The following is a 21,604-nucleotide window of genomic DNA, read 5'->3' on the forward strand; positions in this document are numbered from 1 at the left end:
GTTTTCGGACCAAGATCTGCGTCAAACAAAATGAGTAAACTTAATCCAGAAATACTCTAAGTCGCACCCCGGCTGGCGTAACGGGACTGTCTGCTCTATGTTGCGCCATCTCATCCCGGAATCCCCCTCCATGCTTGAATTCTTCGACACCTTAACGCTCCTTCTGACTATGGCCGCTTTCATTGCCGGGATCATTGATTCCATCGCGGGTGGCGGCGGAATGATTACAATCCCCGCTCTGCTTCTTGCGGGCATTCCCCCAGTGGAGGCGCTCGGTACAAACAAGCTGCAAGGGCTTTTCGGTTCTTCCTCCGCAACAATCGCCTATGCTCGCAAAGGCCATGTGAATATCAAAGAACAATGGCCGGAAGCGCTCGCTTCGCTCATCGGTTCTGTATTTGGCGCGTTGCTGGCGACTGTGCTACCGGTCGATATTATGCGCGCAGCACTGCCAATGCTTCTCATTGCAATTGCCGTCTATTTTGCCGTGAAGCCAAGCCTTGGCGACGTTGACCGCACCCGCCGCATCGGTCCATTTCTGTTTGGCGTCACAATCGTTCCGCTAATCGGCTTTTATGACGGCCTGTTCGGTCCCGGCACCGGCTCATTCTTCATGCTAGCTTTTGTCGCGCTGGCAGGTTTCGGCGTCCTGAAAGCTACGGCCCACACCAAGTTGCTCAACTGCGCGTCCAATGTCGGGGGTTTCGCCACTTTTGCGCTTGTTGGCGTCATCAACTGGAAAATCGGCATCTGCATGGGCATCGCGCAGTTCATAGGCGCGCAGATCGGCGCAAGCCTTGCCATGAAGATCGGCTCCCGCATCATCAAGCCGTTGCTGATTGTTGTTAGTTTGGCACTCGCGGTTCGTCTGCTGATGGACGGAACCAATCCGCTACGCCAGTGGATTGGTTTTTAAACACGCAACGCCACCAGCACCACGCCACAGCCAATCAGCACAATGCCAAACCAGTTGATGGCAGACATGCGCTCGCCGAGAAATGCTGCACCAAACAAGGCCACCAGCACCACCGAAAGCTTGTCGACGGGGGCAACGCGCGCCGCATCGCCAATCTGCAACGCGCGAAAATAAGCCAGCCACGACGCCCCGGTGGCAAGGCCCGACAGCACAAGAAACAGCCATGATCTTGCGGAAATATCGCCCGGCCTTTGCCATTGCCCGGTGATGGTCAGGAACAGGCACAATGCACCGATAATGACCAGTGTGCGGACCAGCGTGGCAAAGTCCGAATTGATGCCCTGAATACCAATTTTCGCAAAAATCGCGGTCAGGGCGGCGAAGACCGCCGACATCAATGCCCAGAATTGCCAGCTCGCCACCATGATCAGAACTCGATACCCTTTTGTGCTCTCACGCCCGAACGGAAAGGATGTTTGATCATTTCCATCTCGGTGACAAGGTCTGCGGCTTCGATAAGCTCATCCTTGGCATTGCGGCCGGTAATGATGACATGCTTCATTTCCGGCTTGGCGTTTAGTACTTCTATCACTTCCTCGACGGGCAGATAATCATAACGCAGCACGATGTTGAGCTCGTCGCACAGCACCATGTCATAGCTCTCGTCCATGATCATCGCCTTGGCCTGCTCCCAGGCACCGCGCGCCATTTCAATGTCGCGGGCACGGTCCTGCGTTTCCCAGGTGAAGCCTTCGCCAAGTGCAGAAATCGTCACCTGTTCAGGAAACTTCTCCAACACCCAGCGTTCGCCAGTATCCCATGAACCTTTGACAAACTGAACAATGCCAATCTTCATACCATGACCGAGCGCGCGGAAAACCATGCCGAAACCTGCGGTCGACTTGCCCTTGCCCTTGCCGGTATTGACAATCACAAGCCCTTTTTCCTCGGTCTTGGTGGCCTGTATCTTGTCGCGTGCGACCTTCTTCTTGCGCATTTTATCCGCGTGGCGGGCATTCAGTTCCTCTTCCGTCATCGAAAGAAGTTTTGCAGATTTCTCAGCCATTTAATGCCTCCTTGTTAACGCGTGATCTTATCCGAAAAGTCTGCAACTTTTCGGGATCAAGCGCCCGGAATCAGTTTCATAAGATTTTCCAGCTCAAAACGTGCTGAATTGGAACGCGGCACCCAGAAGCCACGCTCGATGGCCTCATAGAGCTTCGATGCGGTTTCGCTCAGTGCGGCGGGGTTTTTATCAAGCATGAAATCATGCACCGCCTTATCAGCGATATAAGCCTGATAGACCATTTCGAAATGATGATTGCCGACTTTGCCGGTCGTGGCCGCAAAGGCAAAGAGATAATCAACAGTAGCCGCAATTTCAGCTGCGCCCTTATAGCCATGACGCATCACGCCAGCGATCCATTTGGGATTCGCGGCGCGTCCACGCACCACACGCGAAAGCTCTTCTTCCAGCGTGCGGATCACCGGCTTTTCAGGCCGCGAATGGTCATTATGATAAACCTCCGGCATTGAGCCAGTCAGCTTCTCGACGGTTGCGGCCATGCCGCCCTCAAACTGGTAATAGTCGTCGCTGTCGAGCAGATCGTGCTCGCGATTGTCCTGATTCTGCACCACGGCCTGCACGGAACGAAGCCGCTCTTCAAGAAGTCCGCGCTCGGCCTGCCCTTCCTCGCCAGCGCCATAGGCATAGCCGCCCCAAACAAGCCATGCTTCGGCAAGATCATTACGACCGGCCCAGCCTTTTTCATCGATAAGAGCTTGCAAACCTGCGCCATAGGCGCCGGGTTTTGAGCCGAATACGCGATAACCGGCACGGCGTTCGGCGGTCTTTTCATCGGCACCCGTTGCGATGAGTCGCGCCTGCTCGGCTTTGATGCGTGCGGCAATCGGATTGTCTTCCACCTCTTCATCAAGTGCACCGATAGCGCGAACAGCTTTGTCAAACAGAGCAATCTGCTCCGGGAAGGCATCGCGGAAAAAGCCGGAGATGCGCAGCGTCACATCAACGCGTGGGCGACCAAGCTTAGCGATTGGCACGATCTCGTAGCCCGTGACCCGACGTGAGGCCATATCCCAGACCGGCTTCACGCCGATGAGCGCCAGGGCCTGCGCAATATCGTCGCCGCCCGTGCGCATGTTGGATGTACCCCATGCAGTCAAACCAAACGAGGTTGGCCATTCGCCATGATCCTGCGTGTAACGCGTAATCAACAGTTCTGCTGATTTACAACCCAGCTCCCACGCTGCCGGTGTCGGCACAGCACGGCTATCTGTCGAGAAGAAATTGCGCCCAGTCGGCAGAACATCGGGTCGTCCACGCGTCGGCGCGCCGGATGGTCCCGGAGGCACAAAACGCCCCGAAATAGCAGACAGAAAGCCCTCAATCTCCGACGGACCGCATGATGTCACCATGAGCCGCAAATGGTCGTTGATGGATTGCAGCACAGCAGTCGTCTGTACCCAATCATCAGGGCAACTCGCCGAGCCTTCAACAAATTGCGCCGCAAGCAATTCGATCCGTTCAACCGTATCGCCAACAATGCGCCAGCTTGCCGGACTTACAGCCTCAAGCAATCGAGGTTTCAGCCCGGTCCACGGTTCGGCCATTGCGCAATCGAGCGGATCGAACTCATCACCAAGCCCCGCATCTCTGGCGATAGCCCGTTGCAGGCTCTGATCGCCGGGCAGACCACCCAGCGAAACAGGGATGCCACGCGGGACGCGTGCAAGTGCGACCAGCAGATCGGTGAGCAATCGCCCCTCGGGCGCCAGTCCAAAAATATGCAGGCCATCACGGATCTGCATTTCCTTGAGATCGCAGAGATATGCATCGAGCTTTTGCAGCGCCATGTCTTCATCGTCATGGGCATGGATGCCCGCATCACGATCAAGACCGATATCGCGCACCAGATCGAGTATCTGACCTTTGAGCCGCAACAGGCGGCGCGGATCAACACCCGACGCCTCGTAATATTCATCGACCAGCGCTTCGAGATCTTTGAGGGGTCCGTAGCTTTCCGCACGTGTCAGCGGCGGCGTCAGATGATCAATGATCACAGCACCCGCACGGCGCTTGGCCTGCGTACCCTCACCGGGATCATTGACAATAAAAGGATAGACATGCGGTGTGGGCCCGAAGACCGCTTCTGGATAACAGTTTTCCGACAAAGCCAGCGCCTTGCCAGGCAACCATTCCAGATTACCGTGCTTGCCCATATGCACAATTGCATCGACCTCTGCCACATCACGCAAGTAAGCGTAGAAGGCGATATAGCCGTGCGGCGGCACCAGATCAGGCGAGTGATAGGTTTCTTTCGGATCGATATTGTACCCGCGCGCAGGCTGAATACCAACATGCGTTTCACCAAGGCGCATGAGCGGCAATGCGAAGGCATCAAGCTCGTTCGCAAAATAAGGATCGTTCTCCGGAGCACCCCAGCGTGCGTTCACTTCACCTTGAATCACACTGGGAAGCATTTCAAAGAAGCGCTTGTATTGATTCAGGGAAATGGTTTCTCGGATTTCGCGTCCATCGCGTGCGGCATTGGTTGGCCCAGCCATAAGTTGGCGCATCAGGGCATCGCTATCGGCTGGAATATCACCGACTACATAGCCCTCAACTTTCATAGCACGCAGCACTTCGACAGTACCGGCTGGCGTATCGAGCCCAACCCCATTACCTAGCCGCCCGTCGCGATTTGGATAATTGGCAAGGATCAGCCCAATACGGCGCTCCGGCGATTTCTTGCGCCTCAGCCGCACCCAACGCGCGGCAAGCTTTGCCACAAAAGCCACGCGGCCCTCATCCGGCTCATGAGTAACGATATTGGCTTCAACGGAAGCATCAAACTGCTTTGCCGATTTGAACGACACAGCGCGAGACAGCACACGCCCGTCGACTTCCGGAAGTGCCACATTCATCGCGAGATCACGTGCGAGCAGACCCTGCTGTGATGTTTCCCATACAGCCTTTGGCGTGCCTGAGAAAATCACCTGCAGAACCATGTTGCCGCGTTTATCAAGCACAGTCGGTTTGCGTTCTGCTCCTGGTGAGGAAATAGCAAAACCGGTAGCATTCAGCACGATATCCGGCGTGCAATCTTCAAACACACCGTCGACTACGGCAGCAGAAAGCCGGTCCTTGAGACTTGAAACGAAAATCGGCAGCGAGTTGAGACCCTGAGCCTTCAAGCCATCAATCAACGCTTCTACCGGTTGCGTCTGACCGCTTTGCACCAGAGCACGATAGAAGATTATTGCAGCAACTGGCGCGTCTGCATTCGGCCAATGATTTTTAATACTATCAAGCGATGACACCGCATCACCCGGCCACCACAAACCAGCCTTCAATAGGGGCGCTGCTTCTTCCGGCTTTTCCAAACCAGAAATCATTGCAGCGCAATAGCTGAGGAAAGCGCTCGTATTCGCCGCTCCGCCTTCGATCAGATACTGCCAAAGCGCCTCGCGCTCGCTGACAGGCACATTGGAAAATCTGTCCAGACCATGATCCGGTTTGTCGTCGCCCGGCAGCACGGCTATCTTTGCCCCATGCGCAAGCGCAGAAGCATGCAGTGCCTCCAGCCCATAAGGCCAGTAGGTTTCACCACCAATGATACGCACCACGATCAGCTTCGCGTGACGCGCCGTGCGCTCCACATAGGTATCCACTGACATCGGATGGGTAAGGCTTAGAAAATTGGCGAGTCTTAGACTTGGCCTCAGACTTGGCCCGCCCTGCACAAGCTTATGAGCTTGGGCAAGGCTGGCCAATTCGGTGTCAGCAGCGGAAAGGAACAATATTTCGCCCGGCGTCTGGCCAAGATCGATGGCCTCGTTGCCGTCGCTGATCGTTCCTTTCTGGGCAAGCAATAAGTGCATTATGAAACAGCGTCTTTCACGGCTTTGGTGATTGCCTGCTCATCGATCTCATGCAGACCAATGACGACAAGACGCGTATTGCGCACTTCATCTTTGCCCCATGGGCGGTCGAAATAATGCTCAATACGCGGACCAACGGCCTGCACAACCAGACGCATCGGCTTACCCGGTACGTCGACAAAGCCCTTGAGACGCAGAACATCATGTTCCGCAATCACGGCCATAAGCTTCTCGGTAAATGCCTTCGGATCGGCAACAGAGCCTGCTTCAACAACAAAGCTTTCAAACTCGTCGTGATCATGCTCATGGCCATCAGCATGATGGATTTCATGATGCGACTTGCGGTTGGCAATATCGTCTTCCGTACCCACGCCAAGACCGAGCAGTACATCGGCACCAAGCTTGCCAAAACTTGCCGACACCATATTGACGCGGCGCGTTGAGCGCTCAGCCACATCGGCCTTCACGCTATCGAGTTTCGATGGATCAACGAGATCGGCCTTATTCAGAACGATAAGGTCGGCCGCATGAATCTGATCCTCAAAAAGTTCCTCTAAAGGGCTTTCATGATCAAGAGATTCGTCCGCTGCACGCTGTGCATCCACCTTGTCGTGATCATCGGCAAAACGGCCTTCAGCAACGGCGGCTGCATCAATCACAGTCACCACACCGTCAACCGTAACCTGCGTCTTGATTTCAGGCCAGTTGAAGGCTGCGACCAGGGGCTGTGGCAGCGCCAGACCCGACGTTTCAATCACGATATGATCAGGACGATCCGCACGGTCGAGAAGCTTGGTCATGGTCGGAATGAAATCATCGGCAACAGTGCAGCAAATGCAACCATTGTTGAGTTCGATCACGTCTTCCTCACGGCAGCTTTCGATACCACAACCTTTCAGAATTCCGCCATCGACGCCCAGATCGCCGAACTCGTTGATGATGAGCGCAATACGCTTGCCATTGGCGTTTTCCAGCAAATTGCGGATCATCGTGGTCTTGCCCGAACCTAAAAAGCCGGTGATCACGGTTGCTGGAATCTTTTGTCCCTGCATCGAATTATCCCTTCATTTTGAGCGACAGACCTGCCGCCATGAAATAAACTTCATCCGCCACTGATGCCACGGCCTGATGCAAAAAACCGGCATGATCGCGAAACTCCCGCGCCATCCGATTTTCCGGCACAATGCCAAGTCCAACTTCGTTCGAAACGAATACAACCGGACCTGAAAGCTGGCGCAACGCCGCTATCAGTGTCTTAGTTTCAGCAGCGATATTCTGCTCTGCCATCATCAGATTGGTGATCCAGAGTGTCAGGCAATCGACCAGCACAAAGCGGTCATGCCTTGCATGTTTTTCGAGCATTCCAACAAGATCAAGCGGTTCCTCCACCGTCTGCCATTCGCTTCCCCGACGATGGCGATGAATGGAGATGCGGCTTTCCATTTCCTCGTCGAATGCGCGTCCAGTTGCCAGATAGACTGGCTGAAGTCCTGAGTCTTCAACCAGTTTCTCTGCATAAGACGACTTACCGGAACGGGCTCCGCCGAGAACGAATGTAATTTTTCCTGACGAAGCCATTCCTATCAGCCTTCCACTTCCGACTTTGCGTAAGTCTGAATGAACCAGCCTAGTGCCAGACCGATCACAGCCCACATAAAGAGGTTGGTTGCCAGAGATGCGACAGCATATTGCGAGGCCAGCAGCGATGGAATTGGCGAGGAAATATCTTCCGGATGCGGCGCGCCATAAAGATGTGGTGCAACGATCAGCACCAGACCAAGGATCTTGGAAACCACTTCTCCACGCAGAACCAGCAGATAAATACCAACACCGCTCAAGACCACCGTGGAAAGCCACCAAAGCTGACGTTCAGCCAAATCCGCAGCGGGCATCGCAGGCAATTCCGGCGAAAGCCCTAAAGCTGGCAGGAAAGCGACCGTAAAAAAACCAGCCATACCCCAGAGAATACCGTTCTGCGGGGTGATGCGACGACCGAGCAGCAACGCTACACCGCCGAGCAGAAGCGCAAAACCTGCACCGGCCACGAGATTGGCAAGCAATGTATTGCCAAGACGACCAAACGGCAGTTCGGCTCCAGCTTCTTCACCTTCACTAGCAGCAGTTGCAGCAGCGGCATGATCATGTGGCGCGGCAGCTTCTGCTTCACCATGGCTGTGGCCACCACCAGCGTCTTCATAAGTTTCCGCCTGAATGATGAGCGGAACAGTTTTCAAATACATGGCAGGCGTCACGAGAAGCCCTGCCAGAAGGCCAGCAGCAAGCGTGGCCAGAAGATAACGGATTAACATTCTTGTCCCTCAACAAAAAACTCGCGCCGACGGCCATTCACCATCGGGCGCTGCAAAGCACCAAATCCTAAAACAGATGCTTTAACTGCTCAGTGACAAGGAAAACCGTAAGAGTGACGCGTGTCATGCGCCGAATCATGCAGCGTATCCGAATGCGCGAGACCGACGCCGTAGATCAGGAAAGCGCCGAGCATGAGCGAAACCACCGCAGTACCAAGACGGGCAGCAAGTGGCAGAGGGAGTGTAGTTGAAAGTGAATTTTCTTTATGCGCAGCCATGACAACCTCCGTGCAGGCAGCAGGGAAAACCTCCCATCAGGTGCGGGCATAATGCCCTTCACGCAACAGGCAGGTCTCCTGGCTCACGGGTCGCAGGGTCTGAAGCTGCCTTCCCAGAAACGCTGATGGTTTCCAGTGGCTGCCGGTTAACCGGCTTGCCTCATCCCTCTCCGCTCTACAGTCGCGGGGTCGGCTGCGATAAAGACGCCCGGATTGGGTCCGTCCGTCGCATTCCCTTTTGGTATCGCCGGGGCTTCGTCCCGGCAAAACCTGTTGCATAAATTGACACTAGGCCTTCGCCAATGCGGCGTCAATCAGCCTATCGGGTATAGACGCTTGCGGGCAGTCTCTCCTCGAAGCCTTACCCAGTTGTCAATTGCATCCGCATTACGCGAAACTCTAGGCCGCAGCCAAAGCATAAGACCAACGATCAGCGTCCAGGCAATAACCACATCCGATAGAAAATGCGCACCCATAAACACACGATTCAACGAAATGAGCACCAACAATGGTACAAGGATAAACGCGGCAACCTTACGTCTGCGGGCAGGAACAAAAACGAGCAGAGATAACATCACTGCTGCTGCAGACGATTCTCCTGATGGAAATGAGCAGTTGTTGCGACATATGCCCGCCAATTGCCATGCAGGCGTAAAATCGGACAAACCGCCAAACTCGATCAAATGCCTTGGCCGCGCTCTCCCTATGAGTATCTTCAAGCCTTGAACCAAGGCCCCCGACCCAAGGATAAAGGTCAAACTGACATAGAGAATTTTATGCGGTGCAATTGAAGGAAGCGGGCATCGCCACACCGCATACAATACCGGCAAGACCAACACAGCGATCAAAAAAAACCACTGACTTGACCGATGCATATCTCTTAGAAAAGTCCAGAAAAAATTCTCAGAAATAAAGAAAGAACCTGACCTGAAAAAATATCTTGATACAGCAAGATCAATTTGCGGAAAAATTATAAATACACCTGTGAAGGCAATAAAAAAATACAAAAACCTCTTATTCAAATCCGTATAATTATTATTAGTATTTTCTAATAAAATTGAATCAGACTTCACAATTACCTCTAAAAACAATACAAATAAAATATCAATTCAAGTAAATATTATTCTATATTTAATACATAAATACTAAACTATAAATCGCAATAAATTTTGTCGCAAAAATTGCTAGAAATAATTTATTACAGAATGAATTTTTCAATAAATTCTTTGGGGTTTCATAACGTCTGACTTAAAATCAGGACAAACTAAATAGATCGTCGATATGCAGACAGCTTTCCAAACCTTCAGCCAACTCATCAAGTGCCGCTTCGATGCCAGCACGATAATTCCCGCCTGAGCTGCTTACGCCGAGTGCTGCGAGAAAATGCTGCCGAAAATCATCTGCTCCAAAAACACCATGCAGATATGTCCCTATGATCCGGCCATTCGCTGACATGGCTCCATCATCATGATCGCCAATGCGGGCAAACGGGCGAATAACATCTGCCCCCCCAGTGCGACCGATGTGAATTTCATAACCTTCAAGAGCTGTATCAAAGAGCACCGAGCGGGCCGCGACGTTACGCACAACTTTCTCCGGCTCCATCACAGTCTCAACGTCGAGCAATCCAAGTCCTTCAATCTCGTGAACCTGCCCTTCGATGCCTTCAGGATCACTGATGCGGCTTCCGAGCATCTGAAACCCACCACAAATGCCAAGCACATGCCCGCCGCGCCGCACATGGGCCCGTAAATCTCGCTCCCAACCGTTTTCACGGAAGGCAATCAGATCAGCTATCGTGGATTTGGTTCCCGGCAGAACGACAAGGCCCGCATCATGTGGCAATGGCTGCCCCGGTGGAACCATGACGACCTCGACTTGGCGCTCTGTTTTCAATGGATCGAGATCATCAAAATTTGCTATACGCGGCAGCATTGGTACTGCCACTTTTAAAGCTTTGGCATCACCGCGCGTTGCCCGCTCCAGCACGACCGAATCTTCTGCAGGCAAACGTGAAACTGCTTTGAGCCACGGAACGACGCCGAAAGACCGCCAACCCGTGAAGTCTGTGATCGCAGTCAAGCCATCATCAAACAGCGAAATATCACCGCGAAACTTATTGATAAGAAAACCACGCACCATCGCGCGATCTTCTTCCGACAAAATTGTGTGCGTACCGACCAGCGATGCAATAACACCGCCCCGGTCAATATCTCCCACCAGCACCACCGGCACATTGGCTTGCGTGGCAAAGCCCATATTGGCAATGTCGCCAGCGCGCAGATTGATCTCTGCAGGCGAACCGGCTCCTTCGATCAGTACAAGATCAGCGCCGTCACTGACAATGCCAAAAGATTCCATCACCGCCGCCATAAGTTGCGGCTTCAACTGCTGATAATAGCGCCCGCGGGCCTCTCCCCGCACTTGCCCCTGAACAATCACCTGACTGCCCATATCGGTTTGCGGCTTCAAAAGAACCGGATTCATATGAAAAGATGATGGCACACCGCAAGCCAATGCCTGCAGCCACTGCGCGCGGCCAATTTCGCCGCCATCGTCACTGACGGCTGCATTGTTGGACATATTTTGCGGTTTAAATGGCCGGACTTTCAGTCCGCGATTGCGGGCAACCCGGCAAAGACCTGCAACAAGCACGCTTTTGCCGACATCCGAACCCGTTCCCTGAAACATGATCGCGCGTGTCATGTCCCGTGCCTATCCCAAGTTTCTGCGACTGGCAATCGCTGCACCTTTCCGCAAGCTTATATGCAAAAATGCGCATCCGATTATTACAAAAGTGAGCAACATTATTCCAATGGAGCGTTGGCAGCAACGCGCCATTGTGATCTAGTCGGGCTAGGAGGCGCGGTGCTCATAGGGAGGAAACCATGGATACGGCGGACCAGAATCAATTCGAACTCAACGAAGACCAACTCGCTATTCAGGAGATGGCGCGTGGTTTTGCTGCCGATTTTGTAGCGCCTCACGCGCTGCAGTGGGATCGCGACAAACACTTTCCGATAGATGTCATTAAAGAAACCGGCCCACTGGGGATGGGTGGTATTTATGTGCGCGACGATGTCGGCGGCTCAGCGCTCAAGCGCTCGGATGCAGTCCTTATTTTTGAGGCACTGGCCGAAGCCTGTCCGGCTTTTTCGGCGTTTATTTCCATTCACAATATGGCTGCGTGGATGATCGACACATTTGGCGATGAAAACCAGCGCCAGATGTTCCTGCCCAAACTGACATCTATGGAAACCCTCGCAAGCTACTGTCTTACCGAGCCTGGCTCCGGCTCCGACGCGGCAGCCCTTCGTACGCGCGCTGAGCGTGATGGCGAACACTATGTCATCAACGGAACCAAGCAATTCATTTCCGGCGCTGGCGCGACTGATCTTTACGTTACCATGGTGCGTACCGGCGAGGACGGCTCAAAAGGAATTTCTACTCTCGTTGTGCCGAAAGATGCACCCGGACTGTCTTTTGGAGCCAATGAACACAAGATGGGCTGGAATATGCAGCCAACTCGCACAGTCATTTTCGACAATTGCCGCGTTCCAGTTGCCAATCGTTTGGGTGACGAAGGTACTGGCTTCAAGATTGCAATGGCCGGACTTGATGGCGGAAGGCTGAACATCGCCGCATGTTCAATGGGCGGTGCGCAATCAGCACTTAACAAAGCGCTGGAGTATTGCGGGCAGCGCAAAGCTTTCGGCCAGACGATTGATCGTTTTCAGGCTTTGCAGTTCCGCCTCGCCGACATGGAAACCGAGCTTTCGGCGGCACGCCAGCTCCTTTACACGGCCGCAAGCAAGCTCGACCGCAAAACCCACGACGCAGGCAAATGGTCTGCTATGGCCAAGCGTTTTGTGACAGACACAGGTTTTGATGTCGCCAACGACGCTTTACAACTTCTTGGCGGCTACGGCTATCTGCACGATTACGGCATCGAAAAGCTTGTCCGCGATCTGCGCGTTCACCAGATCCTTGAAGGTACAAACGAGATTATGCGCGTCATCATTGCACGCCAGCTGATCGGACGCTGATACACATATTGAATGGGAGAAAATCATGGCCACTATCGCATTTATCGGCCTCGGCAATATGGGCGGCCCAATGGCCGCCAATCTGGTAAAAGCCGGGCATAAGGTCATAGGTTTCGATTTGTTGCCTGCTCATCTTGAGGAAGCGAAAGCCAACGGCCTCCAGATTGCTGCAAGTGCTGCGGAAGCTGTCAGCGATACGGATGCAGTCATCACCATGCTGCCCGCAGGTAGACATGTTCTTTCGGTTTATGAAGACATTGCGCCTAAAGCCAGAAAAGATTCAGTTTTCATCGATTGCTCGACAATCGATGTTGATTCGGCACGCAAGGCACACGAGATCGCGGCCAGATACGGTCACCTTTCGATCGACGCGCCTGTATCTGGCGGGACAGGCGGCGCTGCCGCAGGCACGCTCACCTTCATGGCGGGCGGCAGCGATGACGCATTTGGCAAAGCAGATTCAATTCTCAAGCCTATGGCTGGCAAAATCGTCCATTGCGGTGGCGATGGTGCGGGACAGGCCGCGAAAATCTGTAACAACATGATTCTGGGCATTTCCATGATTGGCGTCAGTGAGGCGTTTGTACTGGCCGAAAAACTGGGCCTCTCTCATCAGGCGCTGTTCGATGTAGCCTCAACATCCTCCGGCCAATGCTGGTCACTGACCACCTATTGCCCCGTACCAGGCCCAGTGCCAACTTCGCCCGCCAATCGTGATTACAAACCCGGATTTGCAGCAGCCCTGATGTTGAAAGACCTGAAGCTTTCGCAGGAAGCCGCTAAAAGTGCTGGCGCAGCAACACCGTTGGGAGCACATGCGGAAGAACTTTACAGCCGCTTCGACAGTGACGGCCATGGCGGAGAAGATTTTTCGGGCATTATCAATTTTCTACGCGCAACCAAAGCGGGGGACTAAAACTTCTGGGTAAAAAATACGATGTCGTTATGCCTGAGGTAAATGCACGAAGATTTAGAGCTGTTCTGACGTTTCAACTGTAACTGGAACCGCTCTAAGGATTTTTTCTCCAGAAAAGTGAAAAAACTTGCTTTGTTTAGATTTGCTTAAGTATCTGATAACCGTCCGGTAACGATGTTGCGCTAAAAGGGAGCAAGAGACGGGTCAAACCCTCTCGTTGCTCCGGATCTGGTACTGCGTACCGGAGCTTCAGTCTCTCCCGCCTGTGTATTGTTTGGCGGGAACGCCATGCGTTTTTGGCAAGACCGTGCACCTGACGAGGCAGCGCGGTTTTTGCCGTTGTTATAATTATAACTTATCCGTGATTTTTGCATAAGAATTAGCTGCTGCGATTGAATTAAGGCCACAATCCTGTGAAAGCTAGCCGCTGCTTGCTAGCCGAACAAAACCTAATTCTTTCTGGGGCCAATAGATTTTGAATACAACAAGACCAATAACGGCGCCTTCAGCCGAAAAAAATACCTTCGGTCTGCCGGCGGCAGTGCTTTTTGTCCTTTGCTATTTCGCCTTCCAGGCAGTTTTTGTCACGCTTGTATCAAATGGTGCTGGCCTTGATGATGCCGAGCAGCTCGCCAATATCGGCTATCTCGATTGGGGATATGGCGGCTCGCAGCCCCCGCTCTATACATGGATAACAAATATCGCCGCCTCGGTGCTTGGCACCTCAATGCTGACGCTGCAAATCGTCAAATTCGGCATGCTTGCAAGCTTGTTCCTGAGCGTGTTTGGCGCAATGCGTTTGCTCGGTTTCTCGCGCATTGTTGCATCCACATCGATGCTGGGGCTGTTTCTCGTGCCGCAAATCGGCTGGGAATCACAACGAGCGCTGACGCATTCCATCGCAGGTACAGCAGGATGTGGTTGGGCCTTCCTGGCTTTCGCCTGGCACATGCGTTCCCGTCATGTGGGTTCGGCAGCCGTACTTGGAATTACCATGACGGCGGCCATTCTGGGTAAATTCAACGCATCGATCTTCGTTATCATGCTGATCGCCACCGGCCTGTCTGTTCCAGAATATAGAAGAATCCTTCTTTCCAAGCTCTCGCTGGTTACCATTCTTGCCTTCGGCGCTTCATTCGCACCAACCGGTTCGTGGATGTTGGCGCATAAATCAAGCGTCATCGCCCGATCTGCCAAGCTGCAAATTGGCGCTTCCGGTAATCTTTTTGCAGATCGTTTGAACGGCGTGGGAAGCTTCGTTGAAGCGGCATTTCTGTTTTCGATCGTTGTACTTGCGATTGCCGGAATTATCGCACTCATTCATTTCAAAGAACGTACATCGCCGCCAAAGCCGTTCTCACCCGGCGAAACATTCATGCGTCACCTGCTGGTGATCGGTATGCTGATCGTATTTTTTGGCGTCGTTGCTGCAGGCGTGAACAATATTAAGGATCGTTGGTTGCAGCCAGTACTATTCTTGTTGCCTGCAGCGACCGCTGCCTGGTTTTCGCATTATCGCGCTGGTAGTAATGCTCTACGCGATTTCGCGAGGGTCAGCATTTTTGCGGCACTGATCGTACCGCCTATTCTTGGTTATTATCTGACATATGGCTCAAGCACACCGCCTTATGGGCAACTGGAATATCAGCGGCTTTATGATGAAGTGAAGCAGCACGGTGAGTTTAAGACTATCCTCACAGACAATGCACAGATCCCGGGGAATTTCCGCTTATTTGATCCGTCGCTTCAGGTCATTCACCCCGAAACGCCTTTTGGTGCGGCAAATGCTGCCAGACCCACTCTGGTCATGTGGTTTGGAGAAGCAACGCCCAACGAGCGTATAACTGCGCTTATCAATGAGGCGCAAATCACGGTTCCTGAGACGGGTATCACCACGACCACAATCGCGTATAAAACCCGTCCAGACATGAGTATGAAAGTAAGTTATTTCCTGCAAAATTAAAGCACTTCCAGCAAAAGCGTGAAGCGGTTTTCGGACAAAGATGCGCATTAAAACAAATATTTAGAGCGCCAATCTGATACAATCAGATCGGCGCTCTAAATTGGAATTGCTCAAAAAAATGGCCCGGGTAACGAGCCCGGACCATTTTAGTTTATTCAACAGTTTCCTGCACAGCGTGCGCAGTGCCTTTGACATCACGTCCGACGCCACGCACCGTATTCGCGCAAGATGCTAGCGTGAAAGCACACAGAACGATGGCAACGGGGACAATACGGGATAACTTCATAACAGTCTCTCCATTGAGATGTTCAATTCAACCAAATATGCCTCCCAAACTACCTGACGCGCGCTGCCGGGCATTCTGGCGGTGAAGCCGTTAGTCGGCTGTCACATATGAAATCTAGAGCAGCTTTATTTGCTGGCAAGAGAGGGAATGAGTAAAACTTCCCAAGATTTTGCTTGCTCGCTCACGCATTACGAAAAGTATCGAAACGACCGCTACGCCGATAGGCTTCGAAAACATTGCGCAAATGTTCAGCGACAACCTGAATATGCTGCCGCGCATCAGGCTTGATAATCATCCCAAGCTGATAACGCCCAAGCTGCGGGAGATCATGTTCCGCACCAAGAGCGACGATCCCTTCACCAAGCAAGGTTTTACCGAAAGGTGCAATGGCGAGATCAGCCATGATCGCAGCGCGCTGGCCTGTTGAATGAGAGCTCATATAGGCGATGCGGTAAGGACGTCCTGACTTCTCAAGGGCCTCAAGCGCATTTCCCCGCCAGGCGCAGCCCTCTTCCCATATTGAAAGTGGCAGCGGATCACGGCGATAGGCGGTGCCGCATTTGGCTCCCGCCCACACCAGCTCTTCATCGAGCAATATCTCAACATCGCCTTTGCTCGGGACCGTATGCGAGAGATTTATGAGCGTCACATCCAGACGACGTTCATCCAATCGCTTACGTAAATTGCTGCTCTGATCGATCACCACATCAACAGTTACACCCGGATGGGTTTCAGCAAAGCGCTTCAAGACAAGAGGCAAAACGCATTCACCAATGTCATCCGGCGAACCGAGCCGAACCACGCCTGTAACGGTCGGGGCCACAAATTTTGCTACTGCTTCGCGATTGAGAGCGAGCAAACGCCGTGCATAGCCAAGCAGCACTTCACCATCGCTGGTCAGTGTCACAGACCGGGCGTCGCGTTCAAAGACGGCGACACCGAGCTGCTCCTCAAGCTTCTTGATTTGCATCGAAACGGCTGAAGGCGTGCGAAACACCACATTTGCCGCCGCCGAAAAGCTACCCGTATCTGCAATGGCTGCAAATGTACGCAGCACATCAATATCGAGCATTGGCAGAGGATGCTGAACCGGCGCTGTCATAGTGGACTCCGCATTTTATTAGTTCAATTTTTCTGATGTTATACCTTTCTATATTTCATTTGATTGAACGTCAAGATGGTCGCAAGCTGTCAACATCGAGATCAGAGCATCTCAACTCAACCACTTGGTCTCACTTTTTGTCAGGAGAACGAAAATGAGCATTCAATGTGAAGCACTGAAAAGCGAATGCGGTTCGCGCCCAACGATGATCCCGTACTGGTTGCAAGATAAGATTGCATCAGTAGTCTCGTATTATTCTTACTGGGCGTATCAGCGGCGCATCAGGAAAAGCCGCAGAATGCTGGAAGCTTTACCGGAGCATATCTTGCACGATATTGGCTGGCCTTGCGTGGATGATCGCCTCCCGGGCATCACCAGAAACCCAAAATAGTAACAATGCAAAAAGACAATTGAGGGCAGGATAAGCCTTGCCCTCAATTTAGCGACATATAGATGCCATTATACGGCAGGCATTTAGCCGCACTATTCAATCTGAAAGTTCTATGTCTCAATATGTCTGTCCTGTTTGCGTCATAGCCTACCCCCTATAAATCCGGGCTGTTGCAACAGGATAACCGGTCAAAATGCGACCGGATGACTGGGCCTGAATGAGGTCCCCATGTCATGACGGAGGCACAAAGCCTGAATTGCGTCGGGAACCGCAGTAAAGGCTTTCGAGAATGGGAACGATCAGGCTATGAATCAAGCTTCATCGATTAAGCGGTCTATTGTTTTTTTTCTGGTCCCTGACTTCTCGATGATCGCATTTGCGACAGCGATCGAACCGCTGCGCATTGCTAATCGAATGCTGGGTTATGAGGCCTATCGCTGGCGGCTCACCTCCACTGATGGCAAGCCGGTTAAAGCGTCAAATGGCGTGGAATGCGCGGTCAATGCGTCGCTGGAAGACGAGCGCCGCTTTCTGCAGCGCGAACAGCGCCCATCTATGGTGTTTGTCTGCTCCGGTGTCTATGTCGAAGACTTCCGCAACAAGTCCGTCTTTGCGTGGCTCCGCGAGGAATACAATCGCGGGGTCGCGGTTGGCGGTCTTTGTACCGGCGCGCATATTCTGGCGGCAGCAGGCCTTCTATCTGGCAAACGCTGTGCCATTCACTGGGAAAACCTGCCAGGTTTTTCGGAAGCCTTTCCAAAGGCGGAGGTGTATGCCGATCTCTTTGAGGTAGACAGCAACATCTATACCTGCGCAGGCGGAACGGCATCGCTCGATATGATGCTAAAGCTCATCGGCGACGATTTTGACGATAATCTGGTCAATCGAATTTGCGAACAGGCCCTCACCGACAGGGTTCGCAATCCACATGATCGTCAGCGTCTGCCATTACGCGCACGTCTCGGCATTCAGAACTCGAAGATACTCACCATCATCGAAATGATGGAGGCTAATCTTTCTGAACCAGAAGCACTCATCGACGTAGCCCATAATATTGGCCTGTCGCGTCGTCAGGTCGAACGTCTCTTCCGCCAGGAGATGGGGCGCTCGCCCGCGCGCTACTATCTCGAAATACGCCTCGACAGAGCGCGGCATCTGCTGCTGCAATCATCCATGCCAGTGGTCGAAGTGGCCGTCGCGTGTGGCTTCGTTTCCGCGTCGCATTTTTCCAAGTGCTATCGTGAACTTTACGGACGTTCGCCACAGCAGGAGCGCGCTGATCGTAAAATGCTCATCGCGGCTTAACCGCTATTCCTGCCTCACAAGCCGCATCTCTCACGGTGCGGCTTTTCTTTTAAAATCATATTGATAAGCCTAACCCCTGAATCAAATCATCAGCTTGATACATGGTCAGACCATGCGCATACGCACCGACGTGCAGCAACCAATAAGCTTCGGTCGCCCCACGCCGTGATTATGTCGTAGAATGACAATTGTCGGTCCATGCCAATCACTATGATTCCATCAAATACAAAATGGGATCGCATAAAATGGCAGAGTTTCCTAAGAAGGCGAAAGTAGTCATTGTCGGGCTCGGCGGCATCGTTGGTGCGTCGGTCGTCCACCACCTGATTGAACGTGGCTGGGACGATATTGTCGGTATCGATAAATCCGGCATCCCCACCGATATTGGCTCGACAGCGCACGCATCCGACTTCTGCTACGCCACCAGCCATGACTTCCTGTCGTGCTGGACGACGCTCTACTCCATCGATTTCTACGAAAAGATGGGCCATTACGCCCGCGTTGGCGGCATTGAAGTTGCCCGCGTCGGTGACGATTCCCGTATGGATGAGTTGAAGCGCAAAGTGGCGTCTGGGAAAGCCTTTGGCACCCGCGCCCGCCTGATGGAACCATCCGAGGTCAAAGAAAAGTTTCCGCTTATTGAAGAGAGCCTCGTTCAGGGCGGCTTGTGGGACCCAGATGCGGGTCTTGTCATCCCTCGCTCGCAGACGGTTGCTGGCAAGCTGATCGATCAGGCCGAAGCTGCAGGCAAACTGCAAAGCTTTGCCAATACCCCGGCGCAGTCGCTTGTTGTTGAGAACGGTCGCATCAAGGGTGTTGTCACCCATCGCGGTACGATTGAAGCCGATTATGTGGTCATTTGTGCGGGGCTATGGGGTCGTCTGATTGCCGAAATGGTTGGCGAAGACCTGCCGGTGATGCCAATTGACCATCCGCTCACATTCTTCGGCCCCTACAATGAATTTGCCGGCACCGGCAAGGAAATCGGCTGGCCGCTTCTGCGTGATCAGGGCAACTCGGCCTATATGCGCGACACCGGCGATCCGAAGACTGCTGAAGGCGGCCAGATCGAATGGGGCTACTACGAGGAAACCAATCCGCGCCTTTGCCATCCGCGTGATCTACTGGAGAAGCATGAAGCCCGTCTTTCACCATCCCAGCGCGATCTCGACATGGAACAGGTACTTGAGCCGCTCGAACGCGCCATCGAACTGACGCCGATCCTTGGTGAACTGGGCTACAATGAAAGCCACTCCTTCAATGGCTTTCTTCAGGTCACGACCGATGGTGGCCCATCCATGGGCGAAAGTCAGAAGGTGCGCGGGCTTTGGTATGCAGTTGCCATATGGGTCAAGGATGGCCCCGGCATGGGCAAGCTCATCGCCGATTGGATGACCGATGGCCGTACTTCCATCGACCACCATGCCATCGACTATTCGCGCTTCTATCCGCATCAGATGACTGAGCAGTTCATCTGGGATCGCTGCACTGAAACCGCGATGAAGGTCTATAACCCAGCAGTCCATCCGCGTGAGCCATTCTCCAAGGGCAGGAATATTCGCCGCTCGCCATTCTATGAACGCGAGAAGGAGCTAGGTGGCCATTTCATGGAGCTCGGCGGCTGGGAGCGCGCGCACGGTTATGCGGCCAACGAGCACCTGCTGGAAAAATATGGCGACCGCGTCCCGGTGCGTGAGAACGAATGGGACAACCGCCATTTCTGGCGCGTATCCAACGCCGAGCATCTGGCTCTGAGCGATGATTGCGGCATCATCAATCTCTCGCACTTCGCCATGTACGATATTGAAGGCCCAGATCATGTCGAGCTGATGGAATGGCTATGTGCTGCCAAGATCGGCGGCGATGCCAATATCGGAAAAGGCATCTACACCCACTTCCTCGACGATGAAGGCATGGTTCGTGCTGACTTCACCGCAATCCGCATGGCTGACCGCATCCGTATGATCAACGGCGCTGATGCTGGTCCGCGCGACTTCCACTACATGCGCCGCGTAGCCGAAGATAAGGGCTTTGACGTCACCATCACCGATGTCACGGAAAAATACGTAACCATTGGCATCTGGGGACCAAATGCGCGCGACAATCTCAAGAAAGTCGTTGAAGATCCCGATGGTCTCAATGTCGAGAATTTTGCATTTGCAGCCATCAAGCCGATCCGTATTGCTGGCAAGGACGTGACAGCGTTCCGCATTTCGTATGTTGGCGAACAGGGCTGGGAATTGCATATGCGCTATGAGGATGGCCTGGCCATCTGGGATGCGCTGCGCTCGACTGGTGCTATTGCCGTGGGCGTCGAAACCTATGCGAATACGCGCCGCATGGAAAAGAGCCTGCGTCTCCAAAATGCGGACCTGCTCACCGAGTATAATCTGCTCGAAGCAGACCTCGCGCGCCCAAAGGTCAAGGAAGCGGATTTCCGCGGCAAGGCCAAACACCTTGAATACAAGGCTCGCGAGCACCAGCCAGCCATGCTCTGCACGCTGGTTATGAGCGAGAATGTCGATTCCAAAGGCGTCGCTCGTTATCCGGTTGGCATCCTGCCAGTTATGGATCCAGAAACCGGCGAAACATTGGTCGATGACCTCGGCCGCCGTTCGTTCACTTCGTCCATCGCTTACGGCCCGACAATCGGCAAAAACATCGCACTTGCTTATCTGCCTTGGTCCTATTGCCAGGAAGGCCGTAAGCTCAACGTGGAATATTTCGGCGAAACCTATCCGGTCGAAGTCGTATCAATTGGCTACAAGCCGCTTTACGATCCGGAAAACCTCAAGCCGCGCAGTTGATGACAGGCAACAAAAAGCCGGGGCGAACACCCCGGCTTTTCAATGTCACACAGTTGCTTACTGAATAGTCGCCTTGCCACCTGAAATCGTGATCGTTTCGTCACCCTTCAGCGCCTCACGATCACCGTTCGGGAACGTTACGAAGCAGCCACCATTGCAAAAATCTACCGTCTCACCCGGTGCAACCAGCATTTCACGCTTGGAAGCACCTTCGGTAACGACAATAGTCTGCGCTGCGCTGTCGTTATTGGCAACGGTTGCAGCATAAAGGCTCGGTATGGAGAACGAAATAGCGAGAATCGCACCAATCGCAACCTTGCCAGCATAATTGACCTGAGTTCTGTTCATATCGTTTCAGCGTTTCCGCCGCTCCCGCTACAAGC

18 protein-coding genes and 1 riboswitch are annotated in these 21,604 nt (G+C 53.2%); of the genes, 6 read left to right on the plus strand and 12 right to left on the minus strand.

Annotation, left to right across the window (positions count from 1 at the left end; translation table 11 throughout):
- Positions 1-130 precede the first annotated feature (130 nt).
- Positions 131-916 (plus strand): TSUP family transporter, encoded by a 786-nt coding sequence (locus C9380_RS07695; protein WP_024898925.1) that lies wholly within the window; start codon positions 131-133, stop codon positions 914-916.
- On the opposite strand, the gene C9380_RS07700 is transcribed toward C9380_RS07695, so the two are convergent.
- From C9380_RS07700 to C9380_RS07740, 9 genes are all read right to left on the minus strand, one after another.
- Positions 913-1,341 (minus strand): EamA family transporter, encoded by a 429-nt coding sequence (locus tag C9380_RS07700; protein WP_024898924.1) that lies wholly within the window; start codon positions 1,339-1,341, stop codon positions 913-915. The two genes, C9380_RS07695 and C9380_RS07700, sit on opposite strands and share 4 nt — an antisense overlap.
- A gap of 2 nt (positions 1,342-1,343) precedes the next feature.
- Entirely contained in the window at positions 1,344-1,982 is a 639-nt protein-coding gene (gene cobO, locus C9380_RS07705) for a cob(I)yrinic acid a,c-diamide adenosyltransferase (protein WP_024898923.1), read from the minus strand.
- A gap of 56 nt (positions 1,983-2,038) precedes the next feature.
- Positions 2,039-5,818, minus strand: a complete 3,780-nt coding sequence (cobN, locus tag C9380_RS07710; protein ID WP_128093319.1) for a cobaltochelatase subunit CobN — start codon at positions 5,816-5,818, stop codon at positions 2,039-2,041.
- On the minus strand, positions 5,818-6,870 hold the full coding sequence (cobW, locus tag C9380_RS07715; RefSeq protein ID WP_128093320.1) for a cobalamin biosynthesis protein CobW: 1,053 nt from the start codon (positions 6,868-6,870) through the stop codon (positions 5,818-5,820). The genes cobN and cobW overlap by 1 nt, the downstream gene beginning before the upstream one ends.
- Positions 6,871-6,874: 4 nt before the next feature.
- Complete coding sequence (gene cobU, locus C9380_RS07720; protein ID WP_100558823.1) at positions 6,875-7,396, minus strand: bifunctional adenosylcobinamide kinase/adenosylcobinamide-phosphate guanylyltransferase; 522 nt, start codon at positions 7,394-7,396, stop codon at positions 6,875-6,877.
- Positions 7,397-7,401: 5 nt separating this feature from the next.
- Positions 7,402-8,127: a CbtA family protein gene (locus C9380_RS07725; RefSeq protein WP_100558822.1), complete on the minus strand. Its 726-nt coding sequence runs from the start codon at positions 8,125-8,127 to the stop codon at positions 7,402-7,404.
- A gap of 89 nt (positions 8,128-8,216) precedes the next feature.
- Entirely contained in the window at positions 8,217-8,405 is a 189-nt protein-coding gene (locus C9380_RS07730; RefSeq protein ID WP_024898918.1) for a CbtB domain-containing protein, read from the minus strand.
- 51 nt (positions 8,406-8,456) lie between these two features.
- Positions 8,457-8,694: riboswitch (cobalamin riboswitch) on the minus strand.
- A gap of 25 nt (positions 8,695-8,719) precedes the next feature.
- Positions 8,720-9,478 (minus strand): phosphatase PAP2 family protein, encoded by a 759-nt coding sequence (locus C9380_RS07735; RefSeq protein ID WP_210249756.1) that lies wholly within the window; start codon positions 9,476-9,478, stop codon positions 8,720-8,722.
- A gap of 181 nt (positions 9,479-9,659) precedes the next feature.
- Entirely contained in the window at positions 9,660-11,111 is a 1,452-nt protein-coding gene (locus tag C9380_RS07740; protein ID WP_105705805.1) for a cobyric acid synthase, read from the minus strand.
- Positions 11,112-11,293: 182 nt separating this feature from the next.
- Here C9380_RS07740 and C9380_RS07745 point away from each other — a divergent pair, with 182 nt between their 5' ends.
- The 3 genes from C9380_RS07745 (at position 11,294) to C9380_RS07755 (ending at position 15,330) form a co-directional block, all read left to right on the plus strand.
- Entirely contained in the window at positions 11,294-12,451 is a 1,158-nt protein-coding gene (locus C9380_RS07745) for an isobutyryl-CoA dehydrogenase (RefSeq protein WP_128093321.1), read from the plus strand.
- Positions 12,452-12,476: 25 nt separating this feature from the next.
- Positions 12,477-13,367 carry a 3-hydroxyisobutyrate dehydrogenase gene (gene mmsB, locus C9380_RS07750; protein WP_128093322.1) on the plus strand — a complete coding sequence of 297 codons (891 nt, stop codon included), beginning with the start codon at positions 12,477-12,479 and terminating at the stop codon, positions 13,365-13,367.
- Between the two features lie 541 nt (positions 13,368-13,908).
- Complete coding sequence (locus C9380_RS07755; protein ID WP_235822346.1) at positions 13,909-15,330, plus strand: ArnT family glycosyltransferase; 1,422 nt, start codon at positions 13,909-13,911, stop codon at positions 15,328-15,330.
- A gap of 151 nt (positions 15,331-15,481) precedes the next feature.
- Here the strand turns inward: C9380_RS07755 and C9380_RS07760 are convergent, their stop codons facing one another.
- Both C9380_RS07760 and C9380_RS07765 read right to left on the minus strand, forming a co-directional pair.
- The gene (locus tag C9380_RS07760) at positions 15,482-15,616 is read right to left on the minus strand and encodes an entericidin A/B family lipoprotein (RefSeq protein WP_007875604.1); all 135 of its coding nucleotides are present in this window, start codon (positions 15,614-15,616) and stop codon (positions 15,482-15,484) included.
- Positions 15,617-15,797: 181 nt separating this feature from the next.
- Positions 15,798-16,718 carry a LysR family transcriptional regulator gene (locus tag C9380_RS07765; protein WP_024898912.1) on the minus strand — a complete coding sequence of 307 codons (921 nt, stop codon included), beginning with the start codon at positions 16,716-16,718 and terminating at the stop codon, positions 15,798-15,800.
- 697 nt (positions 16,719-17,415) lie between these two features.
- Here C9380_RS07765 and C9380_RS07775 point away from each other — a divergent pair.
- Together C9380_RS07775 and C9380_RS07780 are read left to right on the plus strand one after the other, a co-directional pair.
- A complete protein-coding gene (locus C9380_RS07775) occupies positions 17,416-18,414 on the plus strand; it encodes a GlxA family transcriptional regulator (RefSeq protein ID WP_024898911.1) in 999 nt (332 codons plus the stop codon).
- Positions 18,415-18,659: 245 nt separating this feature from the next.
- A complete protein-coding gene (locus C9380_RS07780) occupies positions 18,660-21,221 on the plus strand; it encodes a GcvT family protein (protein ID WP_128093323.1) in 2,562 nt (853 codons plus the stop codon).
- Positions 21,222-21,278: 57 nt separating this feature from the next.
- Here the strand turns inward: C9380_RS07780 and C9380_RS07785 are convergent, their stop codons facing one another.
- A complete protein-coding gene (locus C9380_RS07785; RefSeq protein ID WP_024898909.1) occupies positions 21,279-21,569 on the minus strand; it encodes a hypothetical protein in 291 nt (96 codons plus the stop codon).
- Positions 21,570-21,604 lie beyond the last annotated feature (35 nt).

The sequence above is a fragment of the Brucella pituitosa genome (assembly GCF_003049685.1).
Classification (GTDB): Bacteria; Pseudomonadota; Alphaproteobacteria; order Rhizobiales; family Rhizobiaceae; genus Brucella; species Brucella pituitosa.

Bases quoted from the DNA above. Each gene is read 5' to 3' on its own strand.
- C9380_RS07765 (WP_024898912.1), bottom strand. From the start codon at position 16,718: ATGACAGCGCCGGTTCAGCATCCTCTGCCAATGCTCGATATTGATGTG.
- cobO (WP_024898923.1), bottom strand. From the start codon at position 1,982: ATGGCTGAGAAATCTGCAAAACTTCTTTCGATGACGGAAGAGGAACTG.
- C9380_RS07730 (WP_024898918.1), bottom strand. From the start codon at position 8,405: ATGGCTGCGCATAAAGAAAATTCACTTTCAACTACACTCCCTCTGCCA.
- C9380_RS07775 (WP_024898911.1), top strand. From the start codon at position 17,416: ATGAATCAAGCTTCATCGATTAAGCGGTCTATTGTTTTTTTTCTGGTC.
- C9380_RS07725 (WP_100558822.1), bottom strand. From the start codon at position 8,127: ATGTTAATCCGTTATCTTCTGGCCACGCTTGCTGCTGGCCTTCTGGCA.
- C9380_RS07740 (WP_105705805.1), bottom strand. From the start codon at position 11,111: ATGACACGCGCGATCATGTTTCAGGGAACGGGTTCGGATGTCGGCAAA.
- C9380_RS07780 (WP_128093323.1), top strand. From the start codon at position 18,660: ATGGCAGAGTTTCCTAAGAAGGCGAAAGTAGTCATTGTCGGGCTCGGC.
- cobN (WP_128093319.1), bottom strand. From the start codon at position 5,818: ATGCACTTATTGCTTGCCCAGAAAGGAACGATCAGCGACGGCAACGAG.
- cobW (WP_128093320.1), bottom strand. From the start codon at position 6,870: ATGCAGGGACAAAAGATTCCAGCAACCGTGATCACCGGCTTTTTAGGT.
- C9380_RS07785 (WP_024898909.1), bottom strand. From the start codon at position 21,569: ATGAACAGAACTCAGGTCAATTATGCTGGCAAGGTTGCGATTGGTGCG.
- C9380_RS07760 (WP_007875604.1), bottom strand. From the start codon at position 15,616: ATGAAGTTATCCCGTATTGTCCCCGTTGCCATCGTTCTGTGTGCTTTC.
- C9380_RS07700 (WP_024898924.1), bottom strand. From the start codon at position 1,341: ATGGTGGCGAGCTGGCAATTCTGGGCATTGATGTCGGCGGTCTTCGCC.
- C9380_RS07695 (WP_024898925.1), top strand. From the start codon at position 131: ATGCTTGAATTCTTCGACACCTTAACGCTCCTTCTGACTATGGCCGCT.
- cobU (WP_100558823.1), bottom strand. From the start codon at position 7,396: ATGGCTTCGTCAGGAAAAATTACATTCGTTCTCGGCGGAGCCCGTTCC.
- C9380_RS07745 (WP_128093321.1), top strand. From the start codon at position 11,294: ATGGATACGGCGGACCAGAATCAATTCGAACTCAACGAAGACCAACTC.
- mmsB (WP_128093322.1), top strand. From the start codon at position 12,477: ATGGCCACTATCGCATTTATCGGCCTCGGCAATATGGGCGGCCCAATG.